This is a genomic window from Natrinema pallidum (genome assembly GCF_005890195.1).
Classification (GTDB): domain Archaea; phylum Halobacteriota; class Halobacteria; order Halobacteriales; family Natrialbaceae; genus Natrinema; species Natrinema pallidum.
This window is the reverse complement of the sequence record NZ_CP040637.1, coordinates 3,385,558-3,412,108: the sequence shown is the minus strand read 5'-3', so window position 1 is coordinate 3,412,108 and position 26,551 is coordinate 3,385,558. Positions and strand designations below refer to the sequence as shown.

Annotated in this window: 25 protein-coding genes and 1 tRNA gene; 11 read left to right on the top strand and 15 right to left on the bottom strand. The window is 66.3% G+C overall.

The window, feature by feature from the left end; translation table 11 throughout:
- The first annotated feature begins 22 nt into the window (after positions 1 to 22).
- Positions 23 to 388, top strand: coding sequence for a group I truncated hemoglobin (locus FGF80_RS16990; protein ID WP_138655325.1), 366 nt, complete (start codon positions 23 to 25; stop codon positions 386 to 388).
- Between the two features lie 186 nt (positions 389 to 574).
- Positions 575 to 2,890, top strand: a complete 2,316-nt coding sequence (locus tag FGF80_RS16985; protein WP_138655323.1) for a nitric-oxide reductase large subunit — start codon at positions 575 to 577, stop codon at positions 2,888 to 2,890.
- A 138-nt stretch (positions 2,891 to 3,028) separates the two neighbouring features.
- On the opposite strand, the gene hemL is transcribed toward FGF80_RS16985, so the two are convergent.
- From hemL to hemB, 3 genes are all read right to left on the bottom strand, one after another.
- On the bottom strand, positions 3,029 to 4,375 hold the full coding sequence (gene hemL, locus FGF80_RS16980) for a glutamate-1-semialdehyde 2,1-aminomutase (RefSeq protein WP_006184915.1): 1,347 nt from the start codon (positions 4,373 to 4,375) through the stop codon (positions 3,029 to 3,031).
- Positions 4,376 to 4,591: 216 nt separating this feature from the next.
- Complete coding sequence (locus tag FGF80_RS16975) at positions 4,592 to 6,292, bottom strand: ammonium transporter (protein WP_138655321.1); 1,701 nt, start codon at positions 6,290 to 6,292, stop codon at positions 4,592 to 4,594.
- A gap of 493 nt (positions 6,293 to 6,785) precedes the next feature.
- Positions 6,786 to 7,796 (bottom strand): porphobilinogen synthase, encoded by a 1,011-nt coding sequence (hemB, locus tag FGF80_RS16970; RefSeq protein ID WP_138655319.1) that lies wholly within the window; start codon positions 7,794 to 7,796, stop codon positions 6,786 to 6,788.
- A 229-nt stretch (positions 7,797 to 8,025) separates the two neighbouring features.
- On the opposite strand from hemB, the gene FGF80_RS16965 reads away from it, so the two are divergent.
- Positions 8,026 to 8,349, top strand: coding sequence for a 4Fe-4S dicluster domain-containing protein (locus FGF80_RS16965; RefSeq protein ID WP_006184912.1), 324 nt, complete (start codon positions 8,026 to 8,028; stop codon positions 8,347 to 8,349).
- A 16-nt stretch (positions 8,350 to 8,365) separates the two neighbouring features.
- Here the strand turns inward: FGF80_RS16965 and FGF80_RS19345 are convergent, their stop codons facing one another.
- Positions 8,366 to 8,530, bottom strand: a complete 165-nt coding sequence (locus tag FGF80_RS19345) for a DUF6757 family protein (protein WP_006183007.1) — start codon at positions 8,528 to 8,530, stop codon at positions 8,366 to 8,368.
- Between the two features lie 56 nt (positions 8,531 to 8,586).
- Positions 8,587 to 9,366, bottom strand: a complete 780-nt coding sequence (locus FGF80_RS16960) for a PHP domain-containing protein (RefSeq protein WP_138655317.1) — start codon at positions 9,364 to 9,366, stop codon at positions 8,587 to 8,589.
- A 157-nt stretch (positions 9,367 to 9,523) separates the two neighbouring features.
- On the opposite strand from FGF80_RS16960, the gene FGF80_RS16955 reads away from it, so the two are divergent.
- Positions 9,524 to 9,811, top strand: a complete 288-nt coding sequence (locus FGF80_RS16955; RefSeq protein WP_006184909.1) for a DUF5789 family protein — start codon at positions 9,524 to 9,526, stop codon at positions 9,809 to 9,811.
- Positions 9,812 to 10,138: 327 nt separating this feature from the next.
- On the opposite strand, the gene FGF80_RS16950 is transcribed toward FGF80_RS16955, so the two are convergent.
- Together FGF80_RS16950 and FGF80_RS16945 are read right to left on the bottom strand one after the other, a co-directional pair.
- On the bottom strand, positions 10,139 to 11,200 hold the full coding sequence (locus FGF80_RS16950; protein ID WP_138655315.1) for a zinc-dependent alcohol dehydrogenase family protein: 1,062 nt from the start codon (positions 11,198 to 11,200) through the stop codon (positions 10,139 to 10,141).
- Positions 11,201 to 11,285: 85 nt separating this feature from the next.
- Entirely contained in the window at positions 11,286 to 12,293 is a 1,008-nt protein-coding gene (locus tag FGF80_RS16945; protein ID WP_049907986.1) for a DUF5784 family protein, read from the bottom strand.
- 174 nt (positions 12,294 to 12,467) lie between these two features.
- Here FGF80_RS16945 and FGF80_RS19340 point away from each other — a divergent pair, with 174 nt between their 5' ends.
- Positions 12,468 to 12,641: a DUF5786 family protein gene (locus FGF80_RS19340; RefSeq protein ID WP_006184906.1), complete on the top strand. Its 174-nt coding sequence runs from the start codon at positions 12,468 to 12,470 to the stop codon at positions 12,639 to 12,641.
- Here the strand turns inward: FGF80_RS19340 and FGF80_RS16940 are convergent.
- The 3 genes from FGF80_RS16940 to FGF80_RS16930 are packed head-to-tail and all read right to left on the bottom strand — an operon-like array spanning position 12,638 to position 15,336.
- Positions 12,638 to 13,375 carry a DUF7530 family protein gene (locus FGF80_RS16940; protein ID WP_138655313.1) on the bottom strand — a complete coding sequence of 246 codons (738 nt, stop codon included), beginning with the start codon at positions 13,373 to 13,375 and terminating at the stop codon, positions 12,638 to 12,640. The two genes, FGF80_RS19340 and FGF80_RS16940, sit on opposite strands and share 4 nt — an antisense overlap.
- On the bottom strand, positions 13,372 to 14,325 hold the full coding sequence (locus FGF80_RS16935; protein WP_138655311.1) for an NAD(P)H-binding protein: 954 nt from the start codon (positions 14,323 to 14,325) through the stop codon (positions 13,372 to 13,374). The genes FGF80_RS16940 and FGF80_RS16935 overlap by 4 nt, the downstream gene beginning before the upstream one ends.
- Positions 14,326 to 14,355: 30 nt before the next feature.
- Positions 14,356 to 15,336 carry a YkgJ family cysteine cluster protein gene (locus FGF80_RS16930; protein WP_138655309.1) on the bottom strand — a complete coding sequence of 327 codons (981 nt, stop codon included), beginning with the start codon at positions 15,334 to 15,336 and terminating at the stop codon, positions 14,356 to 14,358.
- Between the two features lie 123 nt (positions 15,337 to 15,459).
- Between FGF80_RS16930 and FGF80_RS16925 the strand changes: the two genes are divergently transcribed.
- Positions 15,460 to 15,705: a DUF7561 family protein gene (locus FGF80_RS16925; protein WP_006184902.1), complete on the top strand. Its 246-nt coding sequence runs from the start codon at positions 15,460 to 15,462 to the stop codon at positions 15,703 to 15,705.
- Between the two features lie 177 nt (positions 15,706 to 15,882).
- Here FGF80_RS16925 and FGF80_RS16920 read toward each other — a convergent pair.
- Positions 15,883 to 15,971, bottom strand: a tRNA-Gly gene (locus tag FGF80_RS16920).
- A 203-nt stretch (positions 15,972 to 16,174) separates the two neighbouring features.
- Between FGF80_RS16920 and FGF80_RS16915 the strand changes: the two genes are divergently transcribed.
- Positions 16,175 to 18,040, top strand: a complete 1,866-nt coding sequence (locus FGF80_RS16915; RefSeq protein WP_006184901.1) for a helicase C-terminal domain-containing protein — start codon at positions 16,175 to 16,177, stop codon at positions 18,038 to 18,040.
- A gap of 72 nt (positions 18,041 to 18,112) precedes the next feature.
- On the opposite strand, the gene FGF80_RS19820 is transcribed toward FGF80_RS16915, so the two are convergent.
- From FGF80_RS19820 to FGF80_RS16900, 4 genes are all read right to left on the bottom strand, one after another.
- On the bottom strand, positions 18,113 to 18,235 hold the full coding sequence (locus tag FGF80_RS19820) for a hypothetical protein (protein ID WP_269150333.1): 123 nt from the start codon (positions 18,233 to 18,235) through the stop codon (positions 18,113 to 18,115).
- A 94-nt stretch (positions 18,236 to 18,329) separates the two neighbouring features.
- A complete protein-coding gene (locus FGF80_RS16910) occupies positions 18,330 to 19,568 on the bottom strand; it encodes a class I SAM-dependent methyltransferase (RefSeq protein ID WP_138655307.1) in 1,239 nt (412 codons plus the stop codon).
- Positions 19,561 to 20,685 carry a 60S ribosomal export protein NMD3 gene (locus tag FGF80_RS16905; RefSeq protein ID WP_138655305.1) on the bottom strand — a complete coding sequence of 375 codons (1,125 nt, stop codon included), beginning with the start codon at positions 20,683 to 20,685 and terminating at the stop codon, positions 19,561 to 19,563. The genes FGF80_RS16910 and FGF80_RS16905 overlap by 8 nt, the downstream gene beginning before the upstream one ends.
- A 293-nt stretch (positions 20,686 to 20,978) precedes the next feature.
- Entirely contained in the window at positions 20,979 to 21,752 is a 774-nt protein-coding gene (locus FGF80_RS16900; protein ID WP_138655303.1) for a creatininase family protein, read from the bottom strand.
- A gap of 478 nt (positions 21,753 to 22,230) precedes the next feature.
- Here FGF80_RS16900 and htpX point away from each other — a divergent pair, with 478 nt between their 5' ends.
- From htpX to radA, 4 genes are all read left to right on the top strand, one after another.
- Positions 22,231 to 23,121, top strand: a complete 891-nt coding sequence (gene htpX, locus FGF80_RS16895) for a zinc metalloprotease HtpX (protein ID WP_006184896.1) — start codon at positions 22,231 to 22,233, stop codon at positions 23,119 to 23,121.
- A gap of 24 nt (positions 23,122 to 23,145) precedes the next feature.
- Entirely contained in the window at positions 23,146 to 23,751 is a 606-nt protein-coding gene (pspAB, locus tag FGF80_RS16890) for a PspA-associated protein PspAB (RefSeq protein WP_006184895.1), read from the top strand.
- Positions 23,752 to 23,900: 149 nt separating this feature from the next.
- On the top strand, positions 23,901 to 25,109 hold the full coding sequence (locus tag FGF80_RS16885) for an outer membrane protein assembly factor BamB family protein (RefSeq protein WP_138655301.1): 1,209 nt from the start codon (positions 23,901 to 23,903) through the stop codon (positions 25,107 to 25,109).
- Between the two features lie 145 nt (positions 25,110 to 25,254).
- Positions 25,255 to 26,286, top strand: a complete 1,032-nt coding sequence (gene radA, locus FGF80_RS16880; protein ID WP_006184893.1) for a DNA repair and recombination protein RadA — start codon at positions 25,255 to 25,257, stop codon at positions 26,284 to 26,286.
- The last annotated feature ends 265 nt before the right edge of the window (positions 26,287 to 26,551 follow it).

Genomic DNA, 26,551 nt, shown 5'->3' with positions numbered 1-26,551 from the left:
TGGCAGTCGAATATTCGACCGAATGGCAGACACCCTCTACGAGCGACTCGGCGGTGAAGACGCGATTACGGCTGTCGTCGACGAATTCTACGACCGTATCATGGCGGACGACCAGGTCGTCGGCTACTTCGACGACGTCGATATGCAGAAACAGCGCGCACATCAGGCCCAGTTCATCAGTTCGGTCACCGGCGGTCCGGTCGAGTACGATGGCGGCGAGATGGAAGCCGTTCACGCGGACATGGGCATCACGCCGACGGACTTCCAGGCCATCGCGACGCACCTCGACGACGCGCTCGCCGAGTTCGACGTCGATGAAGACGACCGCGAGTCGGTTCTCGAGGAAATCGCGAGCTATCAGGACGCGATCGTCACGGCCGCGGACTGACTGTTTTCGCCCGTTCCGCTTCGTGAGCGCATCGGAGCCCCCGACCGCCGTCGATCGACGGACGGTTGGGGGATTGCTACGAACTCACGTCCCCTAACAGCCCCTGCGAACGTGTTCGGACCTTCTTCCAGATCGTAGGAACTACTGGGTTATTTGAGGGGGGTTCAGGTTCGAGGTCCGATTGTCATGCAGATATCCAGAAAACAACTCGCCATGTTTCTCGCGACGATTTTCGTCGTGAACCTCGTCGTCATGGGCGGCGGGGCGTGGCTCTCCTACGAGAACGAACCGGAGATCCCGAACACGATCGTCGGTCCGGACGGCGAAACGGTCGCGACGAGCGACGATGTGCAGTCCGGGAAAGCCGTCTTCCAGGAGAACGGCTTGATGAACCAGGGGTCGATGCTGGGCCGCGGTAGTTACTACGACGTCGACTACACGGCCGATACCCTCGAGTTGAAGACCGACTACATGCGCGACTACTACGCGCAGGAGGAGTACGAGACGGCCTACGAGGACCTCGAGACGCCCGAACAGGCCGCGATCGACGAGACGGTTCGTCAGGAACTCCAGTCGAGTACCCACGGCGAGCGGGTCGAGTACTCCGCGGCGGAGGCGTATGCCCACGAGCAGGTGCGTCAGGACTACGTCGAGACGTACCACGAGGGCGACCGCGAGCGGGGGATTCAGGAGGGGCTGATTCCGACGGAGGAAGAGGCCGAGCAGTTCGCCGACTTCGCGCTGTGGACCGCCTGGATTTCTCACACCGACCGTCCGGGAACCGACGTCTCGTTCACGAACGACTTCCCGTACTCGCCGGCCGCGGGTAACGACGCCGGCGGGGCCGTGATGACCTGGAGCGTCATCGCGATGGTGTTGCTGGTCGCCGGTGCCGGGATCGCGATCTGGCTCTACCAGGCCGTCGAACTCCCCGAACCGGAGGCCGGGGGCGTCTCGATCCCCCATCCGAAGGAGATCGATCTGACGCCGAGTCAGCTACTGAGTACCAGATTTATCCTCATCGGGGCGGTGCTGTTCGTTCTCCAGACGTTCCTCGGCGGTCTGCTCGCCCACTACTACATCGAGCGTGACGGCTTCTTCGGCCTCAACGAGCTACTCGGGTTCGACATCCTCCAGTGGCTTCCCTGGTCGATCGCCCGGACCTGGCACGTCGACCTCGGCGTGCTCTGGATCGCCACGATGTGGCTCGGTGCCGGACTGTTCCTCGCGCCGCTGTTGACGGGTCACGAACCGCGCAAGCAGGCCCTCTACATCAAGGGTCTGATCGGCGCGCTGCTCGTCGTCGCCGTCGGCGGCCTGGCCGGCATCTGGCTTGGCATCAACAACGTCTTCGACGGCCAACTCTGGTGGCTCCTGGGCAACGAGGGGCTGGAGTACGTCGAGATCGGCCGTATCTGGCAGGCCGGGCTGCTGGTCGGCTTCCTCGGCTGGACTGCCCTGGTCGCACGCGGGTTCAAACCGTTACTCGACCGCGAACCCCGCTACGGGCTGGCCCATATGATCGTCTACGCGGGCGGGTCTATCGGCCTGCTGTTCATGGCCGGCTTCCTCTACACGCCCGAGACGAACTTCGTCATGACGGAGTTCTGGCGCTGGTGGGTCGTCCACATGTGGGTCGAAGGCGTCTTCGAGTTCTTCATCATCGTCGTTATCGCGCTGACGCTGGTCTCGATGAACCTCCTCACCAAGAAATCCGCCGAGAAAGCCGTCATCTTCCAGGCCGCGCTGGTCATGGGCAGCGGCATCATCGGCGTCTCTCACCACTACTGGTGGGCCGGCCTCCCCGAAGTCTGGCTGCCGATCGGGAGCGTCTTCTCGACCCTCGAGTTCATCCCGCTGCTCTTTATCCTCTACGAGGCGCTGGGACAGTACCGTGCGATGGACACCGCCGGCACGGACTTCCCCTACCGAATGGCCTTCTACTTCATCGTCGCCTCGTCCGTCTGGAACTTCTTCGGGGCCGGCGTGATCGGCTTCTTCATCAACCTGCCGGTGATCAGCTACTTCGAGAGCGGGACCTATCTGACGGTCGCCCACGCCCACGGCGCGATGTTCGGTGCGTTCGGCTTCCTCGCGATGGGAATGGCCGTCTACATCCTCCGCGTGACCACTCGTAACACCCACTGGTCCGAACGCCGGCTGCGCTGGTCGTTCTGGCTGTGCAACCTCGGCCTCGCGCTGATGTTGTTCCTGTCGCTGCTCCCCGTCGGTTTCCTCCAACTCGAGACCGCGTTCACGCAGGGGTATGCCGCCTCGCGAAGCCTCGAGTTCTACAACGGCGGGCTCATCCAGACGCTGTTCTGGCTGCGTATGCCCGGTGATACGCTGTTGATCCTCGGAGCGGTCCTGTTCGCCTGGGACGTCGTTGCGAAACTCCTCTTCCAGCGGAAGGCGACCGCCGAGGAGACGAGCGGTCACGTCATCGCCGACCGAATCTTCGGCGACCGCAGCCCGGCCGATCCGGTCAGCGACGACGACTGACCCTGGTGACTCCGCCTCGGTTTTCGCCGTTCGACGCTCGGTCGGGACCCGTGAGTGCGCGGCCGTGACGCCGTCGGCCCCGCCGATACCGCCGATCGCGGCGAGTTCGCCGTCGGGAACACACCGAACGGGACGCGATCAGAGCGCTTCCTTGTACGCCTCGAGCGTCTCCTCGACGTCCGCGACGGTGTGGCCGTAACTGACGAACTGACACTCGAACTGGTTCTGCGAGAGGAAGACATCCCGATCTTTCATTTCGCCCCAGAAGATGCGCCGCCAGCGCTCCGTCTCGGCGTTTTTGACGTCCGCGGCGTTTTTCGGACAGTAGTCGTATCGCGAACAGGTCGGGTCCTGCCGACAGCCGGCCTCGCACTGCTCCTCGAGCGAGTCCGGACCCGGCCCGTCCCGCGTAAAGATTACTTTGAACAGGCTGTCCGTTCCGGTGACGGTATAGCTGGGGGCCTGATCGGTTACGATGTCGGTCAGCCCATGCCGGAGCCGGTCGCCGAGTCCGTTGACGTGGTCGTAGACGTCGTTTGCGGCGGCGAACTTCAGCGTCTCGAGGCCGGCCGCCATCGTGACGGGGTGACCCGAGAAGGTGCCGGCCTGGAAGACGTCGCCGGAGGGTGTGAACTGCTCGATGATCTCGGCGCGACCGCCGATCGCGCCGACGGGGAAGCCGCCGCCGATGATCTTGCCGAACGTCGTCAGGTCCGGCGTGACGCCGAATTCGCTTTGTGCACAACCCAGCCCGCCGACGCGGAAGCCGGTGATGACCTCGTCGAAGATCAGCAGGGAGCCGTGGTCGTCGGTGATCTCGCGGAGGAACTCGTGATAGCCCGATTCGGGGTAGACGATGCCGTAGTTACCCAGAATGGGTTCGGTGAGGACCGCCGCGATGTCGTCGCCGTGGTCTTCGAAGACCTCGCGCATGGCCTCCTCGTCGTTGAACGGGACGGGAAGGGTGTGCTCGGAGAACGACTGCGGAATCCCCGCCGAGGACGGTTTCGGATCGTCGGCGTCGCCCTCGACCAGCGTCGACTCCTGGGCACCGTGGTAGCCACCCTGCATGACGACGATCTTGTTCCGGCCGGTGTACCCCCGCGCGAGTCGCACGGCGGAGGTGGTGGCTTCGGTCCCGGAGTTGACGAACCGGATCTTCTCGACGCTGGGGACGTGGCGGACGACGAACTCCGCCAGGTCGACTTCGACCGGCGTGGGTGTGCCGTACATCGGTCCCTCGCTGGCCTTCTGCTGGATAGCGGCCTGGACCTGCTCGGGGAGGTCGTGACCCAACAGCAGCGGGCCGAGCCCCATCACCCAGTCGATGTAGCGGTTTCCGTCGGCGTCGATGACGTGACCGCCTTCGCCTTTCCGGACGAAGAACGGATAGGGTTCGATCGCCGCGCGAACCGCTGAGTTGACACCGCCGGGCATCACCGATAGCGCCCGGTCGTACAGCTCGCGTGAATTGTCCTCGGTCATGCGCGGGTTTTCGCAGTCGCGGGGCAAAGTAGTACCGAGGTTCGACGCCGATCCGTCGGCAGGAACTGCCGAACGTGTACGCGTGGGCTCGTTTACTCGGCCGCTCACCCGCCACTCGTGGTCGCTCGAGAAACCGGGGAACCGGACGAGACCGCATCGACTGCCGGTGCCTTCGATCGAATCGACGGGGACCGCACGGTCGGCCGCGTCCCGAATTCAGACGGCGTCGGGTCCGGTCTTGCCGGTGCGGATCTGCGTCGCGCCCTCGACGGGCATGACGAAGATTTTGCCGTCGCCGGGTTCGCCGGTTTCGGCACCCTCGCGGATGGCATCGACGACCTCCTGGGCGGGGATGTCGGCGACGACGCATTCGATTTTGACCTTCTGGTGGAGATCGACCGTGTACTCCTCGCCGCGCCACTGGCCCTTCTTCGCGGGCTGAGAGCCGCGACCGGAGACGTTGGTGACGGTCAGCGACGGTGCGCCGGCTTCGGCCAGCGACTGCTTGATCGCGCCGAGGCGGTCGGGGCGGACGATCGCGGTGACCATCTTGATCCGCCCGTCGTTCGGATCGCCGCCGTCGGAACGGATGATCTCCTCCGTGTGGCCGCCATCGGTGGCGACATCGGGCTGGCCGAACTCGGGGTAGGTGTCGACGCCGTGTTCGGAGACGTCGAGGCCGTCGCGTTCGTGTTCCTCGGAGACGCGGGCCTGTCCGACGGCCTTGAACGCGCCGAAGACGATCGCGGTCGCAGCGACCGTCCAGACGGTGATGACGGCGACGCCAGCGATTTGCGCCGCGAACGCGGTCCCGACGCTATCGACGACGCCCGGTGCCGCCACGAACGGGAACAGGAGCGTTCCGATGATACCCGCAGAGCCGTGGACGGGGAAGACCGCACAGACGTCGTCGATCTTCAGGTAGTCCTCGACGAACTCGAAGACGATCGGTAACTGTGCGCCGGCGATGCCGCCGATGACGAACGCGCCCCACCACGCAGTGGTGTCGGGGATCGCGGTGATGCCGACCAGACCGGCGAGGAGGCCGTTCGCGACGTAGAGCGTATCGACCTTTCCGGTCTTGAGCCACGCGACGAGGCCGGCTCCGATCGCACCGCACGCCATCGCGAGCGTCGTGGTCAGGGCGACGCGGCCGACGGTCGCGAAGGAAGCGAGCGCGAGGTCACCGGAGTCGGTGACCTCGAAGACGGTCGCCGCGGTCCCGACGTTGAAGCCGTACCAGCCGAACGCGAGGATGAGCGTTCCGAGCACGGCGAAGGTCAGCGAGTGGCCGGGAATAACGTTTGCACTGCCGTCGTCGTTGTACCGGTCCATGCGCGGGCCGAGCACCCAGGCAGCGGTGAGACCGGCGATGCCGCCCATTCCGTGGACGATCATCCCGCCGGCGAAGTCGTGGAATCCGGCTCCGATAACGGCACCGAGCACGCCATCTGCAGTGAGCGGCCCTGCCGTGCCCCACCCCATCCCGGCGACGACCGGGTAAATGACCGCGGCCAGCACGAAGGTGTAGCCGACGTACGCACGAAGCTTCGCACGGCCGGCGACGGCTCCCGACACGATGGTCGCCGCCGTCATCGCGAAGACGGCACCGAACAGCCAGTCGACCCACTCGTTCGGGTTTTCGGCGGCCAACGTCAGCGAGAATCCATCGCCGCCGACGACGCCGGAGATCGCCGCACCGATCAGGAAGAACACGGCGACCCCGACGCTCCAGGTCAACAGGTTCTTCGTCAGCTGGTTGGCGACGTTCTTCGAACGCACCTGTCCCGCCTCGAGCATGGCGAAGCCGGCGTGCATGAAGAAGATCAGGAAGGTCGCGACGAGCACCCACAGGAGATTGACCCCGTCGGCGATGACCTGTGGGTCCACGTCGGTCTGCAGGAGCGTCGGCTCCATCAGACACTCACCCTTCTCTCCCGGTCACTGCAACTTCCACTCACCATACGATCGTCCTCTTTTAGTGCAGCTTCGTTCATGATTGTCCTCCTAATCACGTTCGAGTCGATTGTCTCTGCTCTATTTAAGGATTAGCGTTGACGAATGGGCGGAATATTGGCTGTAATATGTTTATCCGTCCAATGCTAAAGCAGATTTAATGCATATAAGGGCGTTGGAAATCACGTCTTTTTCGAGCGGCGGTTATATTTTACGTGTTTGTCACCCAGGATCGGGTGGCGAACGGCTCGAAATCGAATACTTTCCCCGCGAATCGTCGCCCGAACGGGCCGTCCCGACGCGACTGCGCCCGCGCGCGGCAGATATTGCCGCCCCGTCACGCGATCCGGGGACGATATTGACGTTCGTCTAATCGACCGTTCCCTGCGGCAGAACGTGGTCGGTTTCGATTCGGGGGCTCACACGAGAGAATCGGCAGCGGTCGAGACCGTCGCTACAGCCGCTGTGCAACGTCTTCGGCGAAATACGTCAGGATGAGATCCGCACCTGCCCGCTTGATCGACAGCAGCGATTCCGTGGCGACTGCCTCGAGCTCGAGCCAGCCCTTCTCGGCGGCGGCGTGAAGCATGGCGTACTCGCCGGAGACGTTGTAGGCGGCGACGGGGTGGTCGAACTCGCGGCGGATGGTACTGATGATGTCGAGGTACGGGAGCGCGGGTTTGACCATCATCACGTCCGCGCCCTGCTCGGCGTCCAGGCGAACCTCTCGTACGGCCTCGCGGGCGTTGGCCGGATCCATCTGATAGTGCCGGCGGTTCCCGAACGCGGGCGCGCCGTCAGCGGCGTCCCGGAACGGGCCGTAGAACGCGCTCTCGTACTTGGCCGCGTAGCTCATGATCGGGACGTGTTCGAACCCCGCTTCGTCCAGCGCCGATCGGATGGTTCCGACCATCCCGTCCATCATCCCGCTCGGGGCGACCATGTCAGCGCCCGCACGGGCGTGGGAGGTGACGATCTGTTCCAGGGCCGCGAGCGTCGCGTCGTTATCGACGGTCATCGTGGGTTCGCAGGCCGGCCCGTCCTCGAGACCGCCCTCGCTGCGTAGCTCCGCTTCGAGCGGACCGCAGTGACCGTGATCGGTGTACTCACAGAGACACACGTCGGTAATGACGTAAGCGTCCGTCTCGCTGGTGATCCGCCGCACCGCCTCCTGTACGACGCCGTCGTCGGCCCAGGCGCGACTCCCCTCGGGATCCTTCGATTCGGGGATGCCAAAGAGCATGACCGCCTCGACCCCGGTCTCGAGGACGTCCTCGACGCGGGCGACGATCCCGTCGATCGGCACGCGGTCGTGGCCGGGCATCGACTCGATGGGGATGCGCTCGTCGGTCGTCGCATCGACGAACACCGGCGCGATGAGATCGGCGGGCTCGAGGCTCGTCTCGCTGACGAGGTCGCGAACGCGATCCTGTCGGAGTCGCCGGGGGCGATGGGTGAGATCCATATTCGTGTTTTCGAGAGGAGTCGCAAAAGCGCCTCGCTCGCGGATCGATCCTCGCCGCTGTCGGGTCCGGAGCCGCCATCCCGACCGGTTTCGGTGTCGCTCGGCGGCCAACTCGGTCGTCCCACGGCCCCTCGACGTACGCGCTGTCCCGTTCCGCGGGTCCCGTCGCAACGCGAATTGCAGCGAGTACGCACTTTTAAGTACGCGTCTCACATTTAAGCTGCTAGCAATGGCCATAGACCCACAGTTCCACGAGAACCGCGACCAGGTCGACGAACACGAGGGCCACTCGGTCTGGGGCCCCGTCGACGAGCCCGAAGAACTCGGTATTCACGGAACGCACGTCGCCGTGGACTTCGACATCTGTCTCGCCGACGGTGCCTGCGTCGAGGACTGTCCCGTCGACGTCTTCGAGTGGATCGATACGCCGGGTCACCCCGAGAGCGAAGAGAAAGCCGACCCAGCGAACGAAGCACAGTGTATCGATTGCATGCTCTGTGTCGACGTCTGTCCGGTCGACGCCATCGACGTCGACGCCGGACGAACGGCTTGAAACGACGCGGCGACGCTTACTCGGCGCGATCGACGTCGACTTTCTCCTTCAGGCTCTCGAGCCCGTCGGCTTCGGCGAGCTCCTGTAACCGCTCGCGGAAGTGTTCCTCGCAGAGGCCGACTTTGAGTCCATCGGACTCAGCCGCAAAGGCGGCCTCGCGGTCACAGTAGTGGCAGTTCATATCCCGCTGTTGGGACCACGTCGCATTGAACCCTCCGCTCGCGGCCAGGATTTGGGTTAGTTATCTGTCAACCCGAGTCGGTCGTACGCGCGCCGAGAGAGGCCGTCGATTCCCAGGCGGTCGTCGTGAGCGTCGCTGCCGCCGGTCGCGAGCAGGTCGTGGCGTTCGATGGCGCGCTTGACCGGCTCGCGGGCGACATCCCGGCCGTAGGGATACTGGAGTTCGACGGCATCGAGGTCGGCCGCCAGCGCGAGCGCGCGGTCCGGGTCCCGGTATCGCAGCGGATGCGCAAGCGAGATGAGCCGACACGACTCGGCCAGTGCGTCCCGCCCCGTCTCGAACGACGGGACGTCCCGGGGCACGTAACACGGACAGTCGGAGCCGATGAGGTGATCGAACGCGCCCTGATACTCGTACTCTGTTCCGGGATGGGCCTCGATCGCTCGCGCGATGTGCGGTCGCCCGAATCCGCCGTCGATGGTCACGTCGAGATCGATCCCCAGTCGCGACTCCACGCAGTCGACGATCGCCCGCCCGCGTTCGATCCGGTTGTCCTGAATGTCGGCGAGAATCGCCTCGAGCGACGCGCTCGGCTCGAGTCCGTACCCCAGCAGGTCGATCCGCTGTCCCCCCGGCGTCTCGACCCGCAACTCGATTCCGTGTACGAGCGTCACACCGTCGCGCTCGACGACCGGCCCGTCGAAGGGCTGGACCCGATCGTGATCCGTCACCGCGACGACCTCGACGCCGCCGCGACGAGCGGCCTCGGGGACCGCCTCGAGCGCGAGGCTGCCGTCCGAGCGGGTCGTGTGGACGTGTAAGTCCGCATATGGCATACGGTATCCGAACGGCCCCGTTGCTAAAGGCATTTCTTCATTCCCGTCCCGACCGTCGCGATCTCTAGGGGCCTACTAGGTGTATTAGGTATACAGTGCTACTAGGAAACATGCATGGACAATGTTTATAATTATCGTTCACGTGGAATAGCGTGTAATGCTGCTCAATGGCACCGGCGAGGTCATCGACGACCACGAGTACCCAGCGACGACCGAGGAACTGATCGAGGAGTACGGCGATCGGACCCTCGAACTCCCGAACGGGACCGAGACGGTCAGCGATGTACTCGCCCGCCTCGAGCCCGAAACCTTCGAAAATTCGGAGGACGCGCGCTTTGCGGTCTATTCCGCGGTCAGCGACAAGGCCGTCGGCCGCGTCGGCTACAGCGACCGCGATCCGACCCCTGTCGGAAGCCCGTACTCGCCCGACGCGGTTTCCTTCTAGAACCAACCTTTTGTAACGGGGTCCTCCTTCGCTCACTCCGTTCGCTCAGTCGAACCCCGCCAAAAAACGTTGGTGAAAAACGCCGAGCGCTCACTTCGTTTGCGCTCGGTACAACCGCTTGCGCTCGGTACAACCACTTACGATCGGCACAGAACTGAGTTGCCGCTGCGGTTTGGTCGAGCGCTGCACCCGCGAGCGACCACCGGGAGCGAGCGGGCCGACGGCTGATGTGAGCGAGCAGCGCGAGCGAACGGAGGGTGGAGCGGTTTCGCACTACATTTTGCCGCGGGCGTGACAAGGCCGCGCCCGCAGCGCAACATCCCTGTCCTAGAAGGTATCGATGACCGGAATGCCGACCGTCTCGAAGTCGGTCATCGCATCGAGTTTGTCGCTGACGTCCTCGAGCCCGATGGTCTCGGAGACGACGGCCTCGGGCTCGAGTTTGCCTGTCGCGACCATCCGGAAGATTTCGTCGTAGCGGGTCGGCGGCATACCGAGCGAGCCGATGAACTCGATTTCGCCCATGACCATCGCGTCGGTCGGGAGGTGAACCATGCCCTGTTCGTCCTGGGTCGTGAGCCCGACCTGGATGTGCTGACCGCGCGTCTCGAGACTCATGACGGAGTTCTGGCTGGTCGTCTCGATTCCGAGGGCATCCATCGCGACGCCGGCCCCGCCGTCGGTGATCGCCTTCACCTCGCCGGGGACGTTCTCCGTCTCCTCGGCGTTGACCGTCTCGACGGCCCCGAGTTCGCGGGCCTTCTCGAGTTTCTCGTCTTTCAGGTCGACCGCGACGACGTTGCCGCCCAGCGCGTCGGCGATGTGGACTGCCGAGAGGCCGACGCCGCCGCAGCCGTGGATCGCCACCCAGTCACCCGCGCCGATGTCGGCGCGGTGGGCGAGCGCGTGAAACGAGGTCATGAAGCGACAGCCGAGACCGGCCATGTCGACCGAAGAGACGCCGTCGGGGAGGGTTACGAGGTTGTGGTCGGCGACGGGGACGTGGAGCTGTTCGGCGAAGGCTCCCTGTGCTTCCTCGATAAAGCCCAGCGGCATGACGTTCTCGCAGGTGTTGGAGTGGCCCCGCTGGCACTGCGGGCAGACCCCGTCACCGAGGTTGAACGGGACTGCGACGTGGTCGCCTTCGGCGACCCCCTCGACGTCCTCGCCGACGGCGACGACGCGTCCGGCGGGCTCGTGGCCCAGAATCTGCCCGGACTCGGTCTCGAGGCCGAGCCACCCCCAGTCACCCTGCCAGCCGTGCCAGTCGCTCCGACAGACGCCGCAGGCTTCGACTTCGACGATCGCGCCCTCCGGTGTGGGGTCGGGCGCGTCGACGTCTTCGATCGACAGCGGTTCACCGTGTTCCTCGAGGACTGCTGCACGCATGCATGTGACTATCTATGGTATACTACAAATAGGGCACACTCTGTTGCAGTCGCTGATGGAGCGAACGGTCATCGCGTCGCTCGGCTCAGTCCAGAACGGTCATCGCGTCGCCCAACTCGAGGGGGACTGCACCTTTCTGATACCCCTCGACGTGACCGCTGGGCCGGACGCGGTAGACGACGGCGGGCCGGTGGCGAACGTCGGGCTGTTCGCCCCGAACCGCGGCCCAGGCGTCGTCCCGGAAACTCGAGCAGTCGACGAAGAGGACGGCACCGCCACCGTGCTCGGCCAGTTGGCCGTTGGTCTTTGTCTCGGCGGTGTCGCGGACGGCCGCAACGGGGCCGGCGGCGGCGCGGTTCCCCGGCGGTTGCGGGCGCGTGACTTCCACGAGAGCGGTGGTTTCGGCGTTCTCGGCTCGGAAGTCCAGCGAGTGTCCGGTCGTCACTTCGATCTCCGGGACCAGGTCGTAGCCCGCGTCGGTGAGGATCTTCGCGGCGATGAACTCGGCCATCGCGGCGCTCATTCGGACGCGATCGACGTGATCGCTGGTGCCGAGTTTCCCCGACATGACGTGTCGGTACTCATCTAAGACGCCGGTCCGGAGGACGTCTTCGAAGAAGCGGGTCGTCTCCCGGCGGCCGGCGTCGGGAAAGCCGCCGGCGTGTTCGCGGAAGAACGAGCGGGTCGAATCGCGACCGTCCTTCGACATGAACACCGGCAGAAAAAACCACGAGAGGTGCGGGTAGTCGGCGAGCCAGGGGTCTGCCTCGTGCAGCGTCGCGAGCAGTTCCCGTTGGGCCCACCGCGAGACGTGATAGGGGACGTTCCGCCAACCGAACTTGTCGGTTCTCCAGAGCGCGGAGGGCGTCTCCGTGTTCCCCATCCAGTAGGCGTCAGCGTCGTTCCGTGCGAAGAGCGCCACGTCGCCGTTTTCCATCTCGAAGCGGTGTGTCTGCCAGTCGCCACCGCACTTGAACCACGGCGAGACTTCCTGAGCGCCGATATTCGAACGGAGCGGCTGGAGGATATCGCGTTTGACTCGCCCGTCGCTCCAGGACTGGGGCGAGTGCCGAAAGCGAAGCGGCCGTGCCACGTTCGATGCTACGCTGCGGGCAGGCATATATCGTTCGCTGTGCCAGCGAACGCGTTCGCTCCCCTGAGACCGGGTACATCGCCTCGCGGAGCCGGAATACGTTTCAGCCGTCCGATGGGTGTTATGGACCGTTACATTAATAATCAGCAGCGCCGTACCATGTTTATACTAACCATGTCAATGGGTGCCTATGACGAAGACGAACACGAGCGCCGCGAACAGCAGGCCTCGCGGGTCGATGCCGATTTCGACGACGAGCGGACGATCTACCACGGGGAGGTCGAATACGATTCCGGCGACTCCGCCGAGGACTTGCTCGATACGTTCGAGGAGATCAAGTCGAACTAGCGGTGATCGAAAGGCCCCGTTCGGCTCGCTTTTTGCCGTCCCTGCCATACGACCGAGAGCGTCGCGACGATCAGGACCGCGACGACGTGGCCCGCGACCGCGACGAGCAACACGGTGTCCCCCGCGACGAGGGGCACTAACAGCAACTGCACCGCCGCGAAGCCGATATTGATCGCGTCGATACGCTGGTACGCTCGTGTCGTCTCCGGTCCGAACGCGTAGGTAATCGCTCGCCACAGCCCGACGACGCTCGCCCACCAGCAGGTCCCGATCCGATACACCACATCCCAGAGGACGAGCAACGCGAGTCCGACGGCAAGTGCAGGTGGCTCGGCACCGAACAGCTCGGTCAACAGCGACGAATCCGCGTTGCTCCCCCTCGGATCGATGACGAACAGGTAGGTGACGAGCACCACGAACGCGAGCACACCGAGGACGACGTCGATGCTCGAGCCGAACAGCAACCGCCGGTAGGCCGTCGGGGTGGGCAGCTCACGGACGCTCCGGCTGAATCGAAGCATGAGCCAGCTGCCGATCGTCGCGACGGCAACGGCGACCGTGCCGGGGACCACCGCCCCCCAGAGGTCGTAGGCCGCCGCGACGGCGATGATCGCCGCTTCGAAGCCGAGAAACTGTATCCCGATCGCCGTTCGACTCGAGACGCGGACGCCGGGAATCGTTCCGAGGAGGCTCTCGTAGACCCACGTCTCGCCGTACTCGAGCGAGCGTGTCATTTCTCGCCTCGCGTCGGCGGGGCCGTCGTCCCAGTACGGTCGACCGCGTCGGGGCCGTCCGACGCGAGACCGACGGCTCGGCGAACCGCGACGTCGAACGGGGTCGGCTCGAAATCGACGAGTCCGTCGAGTCGATCGTCCGTGACGACGACGCGATTGCGAACGCCTTCGATCAACGGGGAGGCGACCGCTCGGGGAACGTCAGTGACGAGCCCGACCCAGTGTGCCGAGAGTCGCGGACTCAACACCGGAACGGGGACGATAAGCGGCTGGCGGCCGGTCTCGATCTCGGCGGTCTCGAGCAGCATCTCGCGGTAGGTGAGCACGTCCGGCCCACCGATTTCGTACGTTTCGCCGGCCGTCACCGGGCGCTCGAGGACCGCCAGACAGTACGCGATCACGTCGTCGATCGCGATCGGTTGACAGTCGGTGTCGACCCACCGTGGCGTTATCATCACCGGGAGCCGCGTCGCGAGTTGGCGTACCAACCGAAAGCTCGCGCTGCCGTCGCCGATGATGATCGCCGCCCTGAGGACGGTCACGTCGGCGGTCCCCGCCCGGAGTATCGACTCGACCTCTCGGCGGGAGGAGAGATGACTCGAGAGGGAGTCGGCGTCGTTACCGAGCCCGCTCAGATAGATCACGCGCCCCGTGCCCGCGTCGCTCGCGGCTCGTTCGAAGTTCCGTGCGCCCCGCCGGTCCCGCTCGGCGAAGTCGCCGCTCGATCCCATCGCGTGGATCAGGTAGTAGGCGACGTCGACGTCCGCCAGCGCGTCCTCGAAGCTTCCGGGCTCGAGAACGTCCCCTTCGACGACGGTGATCCCGTCGGGCGGCTCGTAGCTCTCGGCGTCCCTGACGAGGACCGTCACGTCGTGTGTCGTCTCCGCACGGAGCGCGGCGACGAGCCGCTGCCCGACGAACCCGGTCGCTCCCGTTACGAGTACGCGCATACCCCGCATTTGGACTGCAGGGGCTTAATCTCACTCGCGGGGTCCCCAGCCCGGCGTCTCGGGTGCCCCCCGGTCGACCTCGATCGCGTCGGCGATCGCCGGCGACGAGCCCGTCTCGCCGGCCGCCCGGCGGTGCCGGTGCCAGTCGCGGATCGCCGGCCCGACCCACGATCCGTCGTCCGCCGCCTCGAGTACCCGCGTTTTCGCCCACTCGTAGTGGTGGTCGGAGATCGCCAGCGTGCCGGGACTCGAGGCGGCGGCGACCGCGATGAGTTCGGCGCGGTCCCGTCGGGTGAGGTCCCCCGTCGCGGCCCGGTCAACGATCCCTGCGAGATCGGCCGGCCGGGGATGACAGAAGAGCTTCGCGCCGATCGCCCGCGGCCCGAGCAACAGGCCGTCCGGATCGTCGTGTGTCGCCTCGAGCAGGCGCTCGCCGCCGAACGCCGCTTCGACGCGCTCGCACTCGGTCTCCTGCTCGAGCGCGAGGTTGCGGTTCGGATACGCGCCGCATTCGTCGGGATAGAGTTCGTCTTCGTGGATGCGACACTGCAGCGTCGTCGGATCGAGAAAGACGCAGGCCGGCAGCCATGTCGACTCCTCGCGACCGAACGGGGCGACCGGCTTCGGCGGCCGTCGGAGACCGACGACGAAGACCGGCCGGCCGGCGACGGCTGCGAGGGCGTGGCCGTCGATCTCGACGCCATCCGCTTCGTCGCGGGCGCGCCAGAACCGCGGCCGCAGGGCGGCGGCCATGCCGCGCTCGAGGAACGCTCGTCCCTCGTCGCGGGTCAGCGGGACGACGGTAGCACCGTCGTCGAGGGGCTCTCGCGGGGCTCCCCGCTCGGTGTCGGTCCGGTCGAACGGGTCGCGCAGTCGCTGGCGTCCTCGGTCGGCGTCGGACCCGGTGCCACCCTCGGTATCGTCTCGAGCGGCGGTCGCCGCCGGATCGCTCTCGAGGAGCGGTCGCCAGTCCAGACAGCAGCCGGCACAGCCCGCACAGTGCACCTCCATGTGCGGCGCTACGGTGCTGTCTCCTATAACCGCTGTGCGGGATCTCACCACCCGAACGGCACGACCTAGGTGATCGGTCGCCCGGGGAGAACGTCTTTGACCGTTGGGGACCCACGGTCGCGTATGTCGAAGGCTTCCTGTGACGGCTGCGGCCGAACGGTCACCGTTTCGGGTGGGATCGCCAACCTCTGGTCGTTCGGCACCGATGCCGGCACCGTCGGGACCGCGATGACCCTGGAACTCGAGGACGGGACCTCCCATCTGCTGTGTTACCCGTGTATCGAGGCCGTTCCCGACTATCCGACTACCGAGGATATCGAGCGGCTAGAGCAGGTCGACGGCGAAACCTCGCGGCTCGACGCACTGTAACCCGCTGGCGGGAGTCGTGATCGGCGGGCCGATGCCGGAAAATGGCGGGGAATGGAGGCGAACGGGACGGTCCCTACGCACCGCCCTCGGTGAACACACACGACCGCGGCCCACAACCACAACCGCGGTCCACAACTACGGTCCGCAGCCACACCGCGGACCGATCGCAGCCGCGAGCGGAAGGGGTGGGAGTCGAACGCCACGAGGCGAAATGCCGCCGCGGAACCAGATGGCACCGCGGTGCTCTACCGCTGAGCGACCCTTCCGCGGGTCGATCCGACGGCGGAGTTCGTCTTTGTAATCGGGCGGCTACCCGCCTGGCCGCCGGTCACCAGCGATCCGTAGGCGGTCGATACCGGTGGGTAGCTGCCGCTTTCGACCTCGTTTGCCGGCCGTCGCGGCTCGGCCGATTCGCACCGAGCGCGACGGTCCGCAGCCTTTAGGACGCGGCCGCGCCCTGGATCGAACGGTGAATACCGAGCGGATCTTCGAGGCGTTCCCCGCACCGAGCTATCGCGGGACCCAGGAGCAGGCCCTCCGGGACGTTCGCGATGCCTTCGCGGCCGGCAACGATGTCGTGCTCGTGCGCGCGCCGACGGGTAGCGGCAAGTCCCTGCTGGCCCGCGCCGTCGCCGGCTGTGCCCGCCGCGCGGGCGAGGGGTCCCCCAGCGACGCGACGGGTGCGTACTACACGACACCGCAGGTCTCCCAACTGGACGACGTGGCGGCCGACGATCTACTGGCCGACCTCAACGTCATCCGCGGGAAGTCGAACTACACCTGCATCCTGCCGGACGAACGCGAGACGCCGGTCAATCAGGCCCCTTGCGTCCGCGAACGGGGGTACGACTGCTCCGTCAAACACCGGTGTCCGTACTTCTCGGACCGTGCGATCGCGTCGAACCGCGAGATCGCCGCGATGACGTTGGCTTACTTCATGCAGACCGCCGGGAGCGAGGTCTTCCGCAAACGCGATGTCGTCGTCGTCGACGAGGCCCACGGCCTCGCCGAGTGGGCCGAGATGTACGCGACCATCCAACTGGGACCGCGAACCGTCCCGTTCTGGGACGAGTTGCGCATTCCCGAGGTCGACGACGTCGAGCGGGCCGTGCGCTACGCCGATCGCCTCGCGGGAACGTGTACGCGCCGCAAGGACGACCTGCTCGCACAGGACTCGCTCTCGCCCGCCGACGTGCGCGAACGCGACCGCTTGCAGGAACTCATCGGCGAACTCGAGTGGTTCGTCTCCGACTACCGCGATCCGCAGAGCCCGACGACGTGGCTGGTCGATCAGTCCGAACGCCAGTCCCGCGACGCCGGCAGCGTTGGAGCCGACGACGACCCACAGGGCGGGCCGCTGACGATCAAGCCCATGAACCCCGAAAAGTACCTCCAGCACACCGTCTGGGACCGGGGTAACAAGTTCGCGCTCCTCTCGGCGACGATCCTCAACAAAGCGGCGTTCTGTCGGCAGGTCGGGCTCGACCCCGACGATGTCGCCCTAGTCGATGTCGAGCATACCTTCCCCGTCGAAAACCGGCCGCTGTACGACGTCACCCAGGGGAAGATGACTTACGACGAGCGCGACGAGACCACGCCGAAGATCGCCCGGACGATCGTCCGGTTGATGCAACACCATCCCGACGAGAAGGGCCTGATCCACGCCCACTCCTATGACATTCAGGAGCGCCTCGCCGATCTCCTCGCGGACTTCGGCGTCGGCGATCGGGTGCGAACGCACGACCGCGACGGCCGCGACGCCGCGCTCGAGGCCTGGAAGGCGAGCGACGACCCCGACGTGTTCCTCTCGGTGAAGATGGAGGAAGCGCTGGACCTCAAGGGCGATCTCTGCCGCTGGCAGGTCATCTGTAAAGCGCCGTTCCTCAACACGAGCGACTCGCGGGTGGCCCACCGACTCGAGGAGGGACAGTGGGCGTGGTACTATCGGACGACGCTCCGGACCATCATGCAGGCCTGCGGGCGGGTCGTCCGCGCGCCCGACGACTACGGCGCGACGTACCTGGCGGACGCGAGTTTGCTGGACTGTTTCGATCGCGCCCGGGCGGACATGCCGGACTGGTTCGAAGCGCAGGTCGATCGCATGTCGCGACCCGACCTCCCGACCTTCGAACCGCGAGCCGCGCTCAGCGGGCGGTCGCCAGAGGCAGCCGGTCGATCCAGCACCCGTTCGAAACGCGGGTCGGCACGGCGAAGCCGAGCGGACGGGACGGACCCGGACGGCGGACGCAGCGACCGCTCGTCGTCGCGCTCGCGACGCTCGAGCGGGTCCGCCCGCTCGAGCCCGTTGGCGGACGTCTGGGACACGGAGAACTAGTGCGATCGGTGATTCGGTACGTCTTCTTGGCCCGAACCCGTGACGAGCCGCCGCTCGCGTCACGGCGTCGCGTTAGAACACCGCGATCGCGCTCCCGGCGATCATCGATGTCATCATGAGGACCGCGAAGGCGAGGGCGATGAGTTGACTCCGGTTCATATCGGAACGGATTCGCTCCGCGAGTATCAATGTCACGACCGCTCAGCGCCGCCGTCTCCAGCTCCCGACGTGCGCGCCGGTTTCGAGCCGTTCCATCGGAGGCGGGCGCGCCCGATCGCGGGCTGTGACGTCACTCGAAGCGCGCGTCGACGACGACGTGTGCGACGCCCGCGCTGTGGCTCTTCACCCGCCGCTTTTCGAGGATCTCGAGCGTTCGGTCCGCCGCGTCGGCGGCCGCCTCGAGGCGCTCGAGGGGCCGCTCCCACAGCCGCGCTTCGGGGGTCGCCTCGTGGTAGTGGACGACGCCCCCGGGGGACAGCGCCGCGAGCGCGTCGTCGAGGAAGTCGTGTGCCTCGTCCGTTCGCGTTCCGTGTGCCGTCCCCTCGCCGTCCTCGCCGCCCTTGGCGGTCTCGTCGGCCCCGTCCGCGCTCCCGTAGTAGCCCATGACGACCCGATCGGCCTCGAGTTCGTCGGCGAGGTCGCGACAGTCCGTCATGTAGGCGTCGACGCGATCGGCGACGTCGTTGAGAACGGCGTTCTCGAGCAGGTAGCGGAAGGCCGTCGGGTTGATCTCGGTCGCCGTCACTCGCGCGCCGGCCCGGGCCATCGGGAGGGTAAAGTAACCGATACCGGCGAACATGTCGAACACGTGCTCGTCGGCGCTTCCGAGCTCGCCCATTCGGGCGCGCTCGGCCTGATTCCCGGGCGAGAACATCACTGTCGCGGGGTCGAGGCCGTATCGCGTCCCGTGTTCCGTGTGGATCGTCTCCGTGTCTTCGTCGCCCGCGAGCAGCCGGGTACGGGGCTCGCGGTAGGTCCCGGCCGCGCCGTCGTTGGCGATCCCCTCGTCGGCCAGCACGCTGTCGGCCTCGCCGTGGAGTTCGAGCAAGGCCGCGCCCAGTTCGGCCTCGTCGGGACAGCCCTCGGGCACCGTCACGAGGATCACTGACCCGATCACCGCCCACGACCCCGGCACCGACTCGAGGGCCGCGTCGCTCCAGCCGCGGTCGGCCAACAGATCCTCGAGATCGGTGCGTCGGGGCTCGGGTTCGAGTTGCTTGACGACCTCGAGCACCGCGGTCTCGGTCGGCGGCTCCGTGACCGGCAGCGCGACCCCGTCCGCGGGGTTCGCATCGGGTCGTCCCCGAGCCTCGCGTACGCGACGCGAATCGTCGTAGACGCCCTCGGCGCGCAGCGATTCGATGGCCGTCTCCGCGCGCTGTTTCCGGACGATCGCCGCGAGCGGCGCGTCCGCCACCGCCGGCTCGAGGACCTCGTCGACACTCCGCTCGAGGCCGTCGTCCGCGGTCGTCGGGTCGGTCTCGCCCGCGGGAGTCGCGTCTTCGCCGGTCGCGTCCTCGTCAGTCATCGGTCTCGTCGGGCAGGATATGCAGTCCGGCGCGGCTCTTCAGGACGGGCACGGTCTCGGCATCGGGATCGAAGTAGTCCGGCCGCGAGACCGTTTTCGCTTGGAACGTCTCGGGGTCGAGGACCTGTACGGCGTTCTCGTCCTCGACGGTCACGACCGTCGCTTCGGCGGCGTCCTCGAGTTCGCCGAGTTTGCGCGCGTCGGGCGAGTTCCCCTCCTCGTAGCTGGCTTCGTAGCGCTCGCCGGTCGTCACGCGGATGCCCTTGAGGTTGCCCCGGGCGCTGCGGACGAGGACGGGGCCGCCGTCGTCGTCGGCGAGGGCGATCACGTCGCCGGGAGTATAGGGCGGGAGTCGAACGGCGAAGGTGACCCGGTAGACCTCGTTGCCGTCCTCGTCCTCCGTGACGAGGGTTTCGGCGTCGTTGACGGTGCCGCCGAACTCCTCGAGCATCTTGTTCGAGATTTTCTTGCCGATCTTGTTGGTCGAGACCTTGATGTTCAGTCCGTCGTCGGTCTCGCCGACTTCGGTGACGAAGGCGTTGCGGTCGCCCGTGGCCTCCATGTCGGCGACGATCTCGTTCGCGATTTCCGTCGCTCGATCGGTCTCTTCGCTCGTCGGGGTGCGGTCCTCGGCGCGAATCTGGACGATACTCGCGTAGTAGTCGCCGGCGATCCGACCACACCGAGTACAGGTCTGGCGGGCGATCTTGACGGGGACCGTCACCTGTTCCTCGACCGGCGTTCCGCGAACGACGCCCGTGAAGAAACAGTGCATCCGGATCGTGTTCTGGTCGACCTGTTCGGGATCGATCTGCCAGGCGACGTCCTCGACGTCGACGTGGACACCCAGCGCCTTACTGACCTCCTCGATGGCGATATCGGTGTAGTCTTCCGCGCCGACGTCGACCCACCGATTCCCGCGGTAGACCGCACCGCAGCGGGCACAGACGCGAACGTCGATCCGTTCGGGTGCGTCCACGAAGTCGAAGTCCTCGAAGTAACAGGCATCGCAGAGTTCGACCTCGGCACCGGGCCGCAACGGACCGTTCGCGTCGCTCGCCGACCGCTCGGGTACTGCATCCCCGCACCGGGGACAGAACGCACGCGACTCACTCATTGGCCCCGTTTCGAGTCTCGCGGAGTTAAGGGACGCGTTCTCTCGCTCGCGTCGGCCATTCCGCTCGAGCGACGCCGAGCCCTCGGCCGCGATCCGCGACCGGTTGCGTCTCGTGACCCTCGAGTCGCTCTACACGAAACGAAGGGGTTCGCGAGCGAACGCCCAGCCGGGACACAGCCGCCGATTCGACCGCGTCAGACGTGACTCCGTCACAGGGTCTCCATGCGAAACGAAGGGGTTCGATCGAGCCGTGACCGAACTCGTTGCGATGCACACACGATCCACAGTGGGAGTCACTGCCGGTCATCGCACACGGCGTCGCGCTCGGCTTCGATCCGCTCGACGTACGCGTCGGTGACGGCGTCGAAAATTGCGTCGCCGGCCTCGGCGGTGGCTTCGCTCGGCTCCCCCAAGACGCCGTTTTCGGTGATCGAATCGAACCCCTCGCTGAGGAGTCTGGCGGTCGAAATCGACCCCTCCGGCCCCGCCTCGAGCCGGTCCGTCCGGACGAGTCCCTCCTCGATCGCGAGGACCATGGCCGTTTCGGCGGCCCCGGCGTGGATCACGTCCTGTTGGTATTCGACGCCGGCCTCGCGCAGTCCCTCGTTCAGCAGTTCCATGTGATCGTCGAGGTCCGCCAGCGTGATCACGGATGCGTCGATCTCGCGGGCGATTTCGGGCGCGACGGTCGAGACCGGCGCGAAGTTCCCGCCGTGGGTCGGGACGAGGACGACGTGTTCGAACCCGTGTTCGGCAAGCGAGCGGCAGTAGGCGCGGATCACGTCCATCAGGGTCTCCGGCGGCATCGTGATCGTCCCCGGAAACGCCATGTGATGGCCCGAGCAGCCGGGCCGAATCGTCGGGGCCGCCAGCGCGTCGCCGAGTTCCGCGGCGATCCGTCGCGAGAGTTCGTCGCCGTCGAGCGTGTCCATGTTTAGCGGCAGGTGCGGTCCGTGTTGTTCGATCGAGCCGACCGCCACGATCACCGTCCGCGTTCCGTTCTCGAGCGCCGTTTCGACTTCCGGCCATGTGCACTCCTCGAGGAGTACTGCGCGTGGAGAAGACATCCGCCGTTTCGGCCGATTCAGTCAATCCACATATCGCTTGCGGTCAGCCGGGATGGGCTGGGACGACCCATCTCAGTCGCCCGCTGGGTTGGGTCGGACTCGAGACCGCTGGACCGCTGCTATTCCGCCCCTCGCATCGGGTCTACCCGCATCCGTCCGTGTAACGCTGGTGCTGGTGACACGAGTTCGGATCGTCTCATTCCGTCCCGCAAACGGGCGCGATCGACTGCTGAGCTGACTCGTCGACGAACGAGCATCGCGTCGAGACGCGACGATCAGCCGAACCCTCGAGATGACGCTCGAGACGTCCGAACGGCTCGGCGGGGACCGTTCCGAGACCCGCCGGGGTGATCGGTGAGAGCCGCGCCCGCGACAACACGGTCGACAGCGCTCGAGCGGGACACCACGTCGGCATCGCATACGGCGACTCGACCGTCGCGACAGGGCACTTATTTCTCCGGAGCCCGTCGGTTACGGCATGAACTGGCAGGCGGACTGGGGGCTACGCGCTCGGATGTTCGTGACGATGTTCCTTCTGTTCGCACTCTACATCGTCTTTGCCGGCGCGCTCGCCCTCTATATCGGTGGTGGACTGTGGCTGTTCGCGATATTGTTCGGCGGCTTCTCGCTGGTCCAGTACTACTTCAGCGACACGCTGACGCTGAAGAGCATGGGCGCGCGGACGGTCTCGGCCGACGAGTATCCGCAACTGCACGCCTCGATCGAGCGACTCTCGCAGCAGGCCGACCTCCCGAAACCAAAGGTTGCGGTCGTCGACTCGAAAGTTCCCAACGCCTTCGCGACCGGGCGCAACCAGAAAAACGCCGCCGTCTGCGTGACGACCGGGATCATGACCACGCTCGACGCTGACGAACTCGACGGCGTGCTGGCCCACGAACTCGCCCACGTCAAGAACCGCGACATGATGGTGATGACGATCGCCTCCTTCCTCTCGACGATCGCGTTCATGATCGTCCGCTGGGGGGCGTTCTTCGGCGGCGGACACAGGCGCGGCGGCGGTCGCGAGGGCGGTGGCGGCATCATCGTCGCGATCCTCGTCTCACTGGTCGTCTGGATCATCAGCTACCTGCTCATCCGGGCGCTTTCCCGGTACCGCGAGTACGCCGCCGACCGCGGGGCTGCCGCCATCACCGGCAACCCGTCGGCGCTCGCCTCCGCCCTCCTGAAGATCTCCGGCGAGATGGACAAGGTCCCGAAAGACGACATGCGCGAGGAAGCCGAGATGAACGCCTTCTTCATCATCCCGATCAAGTCCGGCATCGTCGGCCGGCTCTTCTCGACGCATCCGTCGACCGAGCGCCGCGTCGAACAGCTCCGCGACCTCGAGCGCGAAATGCAATCGTTCTAAGGAACTGACACCGACACACGACCTATGGGACTACTCGACGGACTTCGCGCTATCCTGGGTTCGCGCGCCGAGGCCGACGCCGGACGTGACGCCGATCCCGAGGACCTCTTCGGAATGAGCACCGCCTACCTCACGATGGAGGCCGATCTGGGTTACGAGTCGCTGGATGTCGCCGCGCTCTGTTTCTCCGGCGTCGACTCGGCGGACTTCCGTGACGCCGTCGACGAGGTGGAAGCGATCCTCGACGCCGGGCAGGCGGAGACCGGCACGGAGTTCTCGGTGTCGTCGGACGATCACGGCTACCACTGGGTCGTTCTCGCGGACGACGACCCGGAGGATCTGATCACGAGCATGCACTTCGCCGCGGACACCTTCATCGAGCACGGCTACGGCTCGCGCCTGCTCGCCGCCGTCTTCGCCTACGAAAACCGCGACGGCCCCGCCTACTGGATCTATTCGTTCCGTCGCGGCCGCTTCTACCCCTTCGTCCCCCGATCCGGCCGGGAGCGCGACTCGAGCGCGGAGTTCACCCTCGAGTCGGCGTTGGACGGCGAACTCGAGGTCGAGTCCGACAAGGAGTACTGGTATCCGCTCTGGCCCAGCGAGCGCGGGACCCATCCATGGGAGTGAGCGCGGGGGACCACCGCCGTCCACTTCGAGTGGACGGTTTGGACCCTGGCGACGTGACCGACCGACTCGAGCCATCGGCTTCGGTACCCCGCATCCCCGGAGAGCGGTGACACCGACTGTTATGACGGTGCGGTCAGTAGCCGCGACCAGTGACTGAGTGGACCCAGTTCAAGGGCGATCCGCACAACTCGGGGCTTCGCCGCGATCTCGAGGGGCCGGGCCGCGTGAGCGAGGCGTGGACGACCGACCTCATCGGGCCGCCGGGGTCGCCGGTGCTCGATCGGGACACCGTCTACGTCGGCACGGCCCGGGGACACTGCTATGCGCTCGAGCGAGAGACGGGTCGCCGCCGGTGGACGTTCGAGACGACGGCGGCGACCGACGCGACGCCGGTCGTCACCCACGAACGGCTGTACCTCGGAACGGACGACGGGACCGTCTCCGCCCTCGATCCCGCCACCGGCGAGGAACGGTGGCGGACGGCGCTGCCGGGCTCGCTCGAGGCCGCGCTCGCCCTCTCGAACGGCCGGCTCTATGCCGGCCACGCGGACGGACTCTCCGCGCTCGAAGCTGAAACGGGGACGGAACTGTGGACACACGAGACCGAATCGGCCGTCGTCGGCGCGCCGGCGATCGCCGACGGACGGGAGGGGGAACAGCGCCGTTCCGCGCTGGGCGAGGCCCCGGACGACGACATCCTCGAGTCGGAAGCGCCGTCGCTGCTCGACGCGGAGCGAGTTCGGGAGCCGGATCGACAGTGGGGAGCGACCGAGGAGCGAGTGTTCGCGGGGACCGCGGCCGGGACGGTGCTGGCGCTCGCGGCCGAGACGGGCGAGGAGGCCTGGACTGCGCCTGCTACCGGAGCGGTCGCTGGCGGACCGACGATCGCCGACGGTCGGGTCTACGTCGGTGACGAGGGCGGGACGTTGCTCGCGCTGGACGCCGGTACCGGGCAGACGTGGTTCGCCTACGAGATCGGCGACGGCTTTACCACGTCGGTGACCGTGCTCGCGGCCGCCGAGACGACGTTCATCGGTGCCGACGACGGCTACTGTCACGCCACCGATACGACCGTCGGCCGGCGAAAGCTGCGCGGCTGGCTGTTCTCGCGGAAGGGAATCGAACTCGACGGCCCGATCCGCTCATGTCCCGTCGTCGCCGGCGACGTGCTCTGCGTCGGCGACGCGACCGGCTCGCTCTACGGGATCGACGTCGACGACGCCGAACCGCTGTGGCAGTTCGCGGCCGACGACGCCATCAGCGGAACGCCCGCGCTCGCCGCCGAACGGCTCTACGTCGGTAGCGAGGCCGAACGACTCCACTGCCTCGAGTGGGACGCCGACGAACGCCCGTACTGAGACGCGGTCTCGGTTCGCCCCGTCGACGCGCCTTCACATTTCAATCCACTCCCTCCCCTTCGATCGGCCCCGCCGCCCGCCCGCACTTTCACTTTCACTTCCCTGTTAACGAGGGTTTATGAGGGGGCCGGCACAACGAGGGAGTATGCCCGAATCAGATCTCGAGGAACTCCCCGGCGTCGGACCGGCGACCGCAGACAAACTTCACGATGCAGGCTTCGACTCCTATCAGAGTCTGGCCGTCGCCTCGCCGTCGGAACTGTCGAATACGGCCGATGTCGGCGAGTCCACGGCTGCGGACATCGTTCGCGCCGCCCGCAGTGCCGCCGACATCGGCGGGTTCGAGACCGGCTCGACGGTCCTCGAGCGGCGAAACGAGATCGGCAAGCTGAGCTGGCACATCGACGAGGTCGACGACCTGCTCGGCGGCGGCATCGAGACGCAATCGATCACCGAGGTATACGGCGAGTTCGGGGCCGGCAAGTCCCAGGTTACCCACCAGATGGCCGTCAACGTCCAGCTCCCACAGGAGGTCGGCGGCCTCCACGGGAGCGCCATCTTCATGGACAGCGAGGACACTTTCCGGCCCGAGCGGATCGACGATATGGTCCGCGGACTGCCCGACGAGGCCATCGACGCGACGCTCGAGGACCGCGACATCGAGGGCTCGGCGGACGACGAGGACGCGGTCGACGAACTCGTCGAGGATGTCCTCGAGAAGATCCACGTCGCGAAGGCGTTCAACTCGAACCATCAGATGCTGCTCGCCGAGAAGGCGAAAGAGCTCGCGGGCGAACACGAGGACTCGGAGTATCCCGTTCGGCTGCTCTGTGTCGACTCGCTGACCGCCCACTTCCGTGCGGAGTACGTCGGCCGTGGCGAACTCGCGGACCGACAGCAGAAACTCAACAAGCACCTCCACGACCTCGACAAGGTCGGCAACCTCTACAACGCCGCCGTCATCGTCACCAACCAGGTCGCCTCGAACCCCGACTCCTACTTCGGCGACCCGACCCAACCGATCGGCGGCAACATTCTGGGCCACAAGTCGACGTTCCGAATCTACCTCCGCAAGTCCAAGGGTGACAAGCGGATCGTTCGGCTGGTCGACGCGCCGAACCTGGCCGACGGCGAGGCCGTCATGCGAGTGCAGGACGAAGGTCTGAAGCCGGAATAAGCGTCTCCCGTCCGCTGTAGCCGTTCTGAGCCGTTTTATCGAGCACTGCCACGGTCCCCGGAGAGCGGGGAGTCCGCCCCGCCGTTGAACGCCGCCGAACCGCTACCCGCCGCCCGCGATGACGATCGCTTATAACTGAACGCCGATTCCCGCGACCCGTCGTCCGTCCGCGAGCGGAGCACTGATTCCCCGCGATCGTCCCTTCTCGACGCTCTGTCGTCCGCTCGTCCAGATGACGGAACGGCGATGACTGACCCGACCCGCG

Bases quoted from the DNA above. Each gene is read 5' to 3' on its own strand.
- FGF80_RS16990 (WP_138655325.1), top strand. From the start codon at position 23: ATGGCAGACACCCTCTACGAGCGACTCGGCGGTGAAGACGCGATTACG.
- FGF80_RS16985 (WP_138655323.1), top strand. From the start codon at position 575: ATGCAGATATCCAGAAAACAACTCGCCATGTTTCTCGCGACGATTTTC.
- hemL (WP_006184915.1), bottom strand. From the start codon at position 4,375: ATGACCGAGGACAATTCACGCGAGCTGTACGACCGGGCGCTATCGGTG.
- FGF80_RS16975 (WP_138655321.1), bottom strand. From the start codon at position 6,292: ATGGAGCCGACGCTCCTGCAGACCGACGTGGACCCACAGGTCATCGCC.
- hemB (WP_138655319.1), bottom strand. From the start codon at position 7,796: ATGGATCTCACCCATCGCCCCCGGCGACTCCGACAGGATCGCGTTCGC.
- FGF80_RS16965 (WP_006184912.1), top strand. From the start codon at position 8,026: ATGGCCATAGACCCACAGTTCCACGAGAACCGCGACCAGGTCGACGAA.
- FGF80_RS19345 (WP_006183007.1), bottom strand. From the start codon at position 8,530: ATGAACTGCCACTACTGTGACCGCGAGGCCGCCTTTGCGGCTGAGTCC.
- FGF80_RS16960 (WP_138655317.1), bottom strand. From the start codon at position 9,366: ATGCCATATGCGGACTTACACGTCCACACGACCCGCTCGGACGGCAGC.
- FGF80_RS16955 (WP_006184909.1), top strand. From the start codon at position 9,524: ATGCTGCTCAATGGCACCGGCGAGGTCATCGACGACCACGAGTACCCA.
- FGF80_RS16950 (WP_138655315.1), bottom strand. From the start codon at position 11,200: ATGCGTGCAGCAGTCCTCGAGGAACACGGTGAACCGCTGTCGATCGAA.
- FGF80_RS19340 (WP_006184906.1), top strand. From the start codon at position 12,468: ATGTCAATGGGTGCCTATGACGAAGACGAACACGAGCGCCGCGAACAG.
- FGF80_RS16940 (WP_138655313.1), bottom strand. From the start codon at position 13,375: ATGACACGCTCGCTCGAGTACGGCGAGACGTGGGTCTACGAGAGCCTC.
- FGF80_RS16935 (WP_138655311.1), bottom strand. From the start codon at position 14,325: ATGCGCGTACTCGTAACGGGAGCGACCGGGTTCGTCGGGCAGCGGCTC.
- FGF80_RS16930 (WP_138655309.1), bottom strand. From the start codon at position 15,336: ATGGAGGTGCACTGTGCGGGCTGTGCCGGCTGCTGTCTGGACTGGCGA.
- FGF80_RS16925 (WP_006184902.1), top strand. From the start codon at position 15,460: ATGTCGAAGGCTTCCTGTGACGGCTGCGGCCGAACGGTCACCGTTTCG.
- FGF80_RS16910 (WP_138655307.1), bottom strand. From the start codon at position 19,568: ATGACTGACGAGGACGCGACCGGCGAAGACGCGACTCCCGCGGGCGAG.
- FGF80_RS16905 (WP_138655305.1), bottom strand. From the start codon at position 20,685: ATGAGTGAGTCGCGTGCGTTCTGTCCCCGGTGCGGGGATGCAGTACCC.
- FGF80_RS16900 (WP_138655303.1), bottom strand. From the start codon at position 21,752: ATGTCTTCTCCACGCGCAGTACTCCTCGAGGAGTGCACATGGCCGGAA.
- htpX (WP_006184896.1), top strand. From the start codon at position 22,231: ATGAACTGGCAGGCGGACTGGGGGCTACGCGCTCGGATGTTCGTGACG.
- pspAB (WP_006184895.1), top strand. From the start codon at position 23,146: ATGGGACTACTCGACGGACTTCGCGCTATCCTGGGTTCGCGCGCCGAG.
- radA (WP_006184893.1), top strand. From the start codon at position 25,255: ATGCCCGAATCAGATCTCGAGGAACTCCCCGGCGTCGGACCGGCGACC.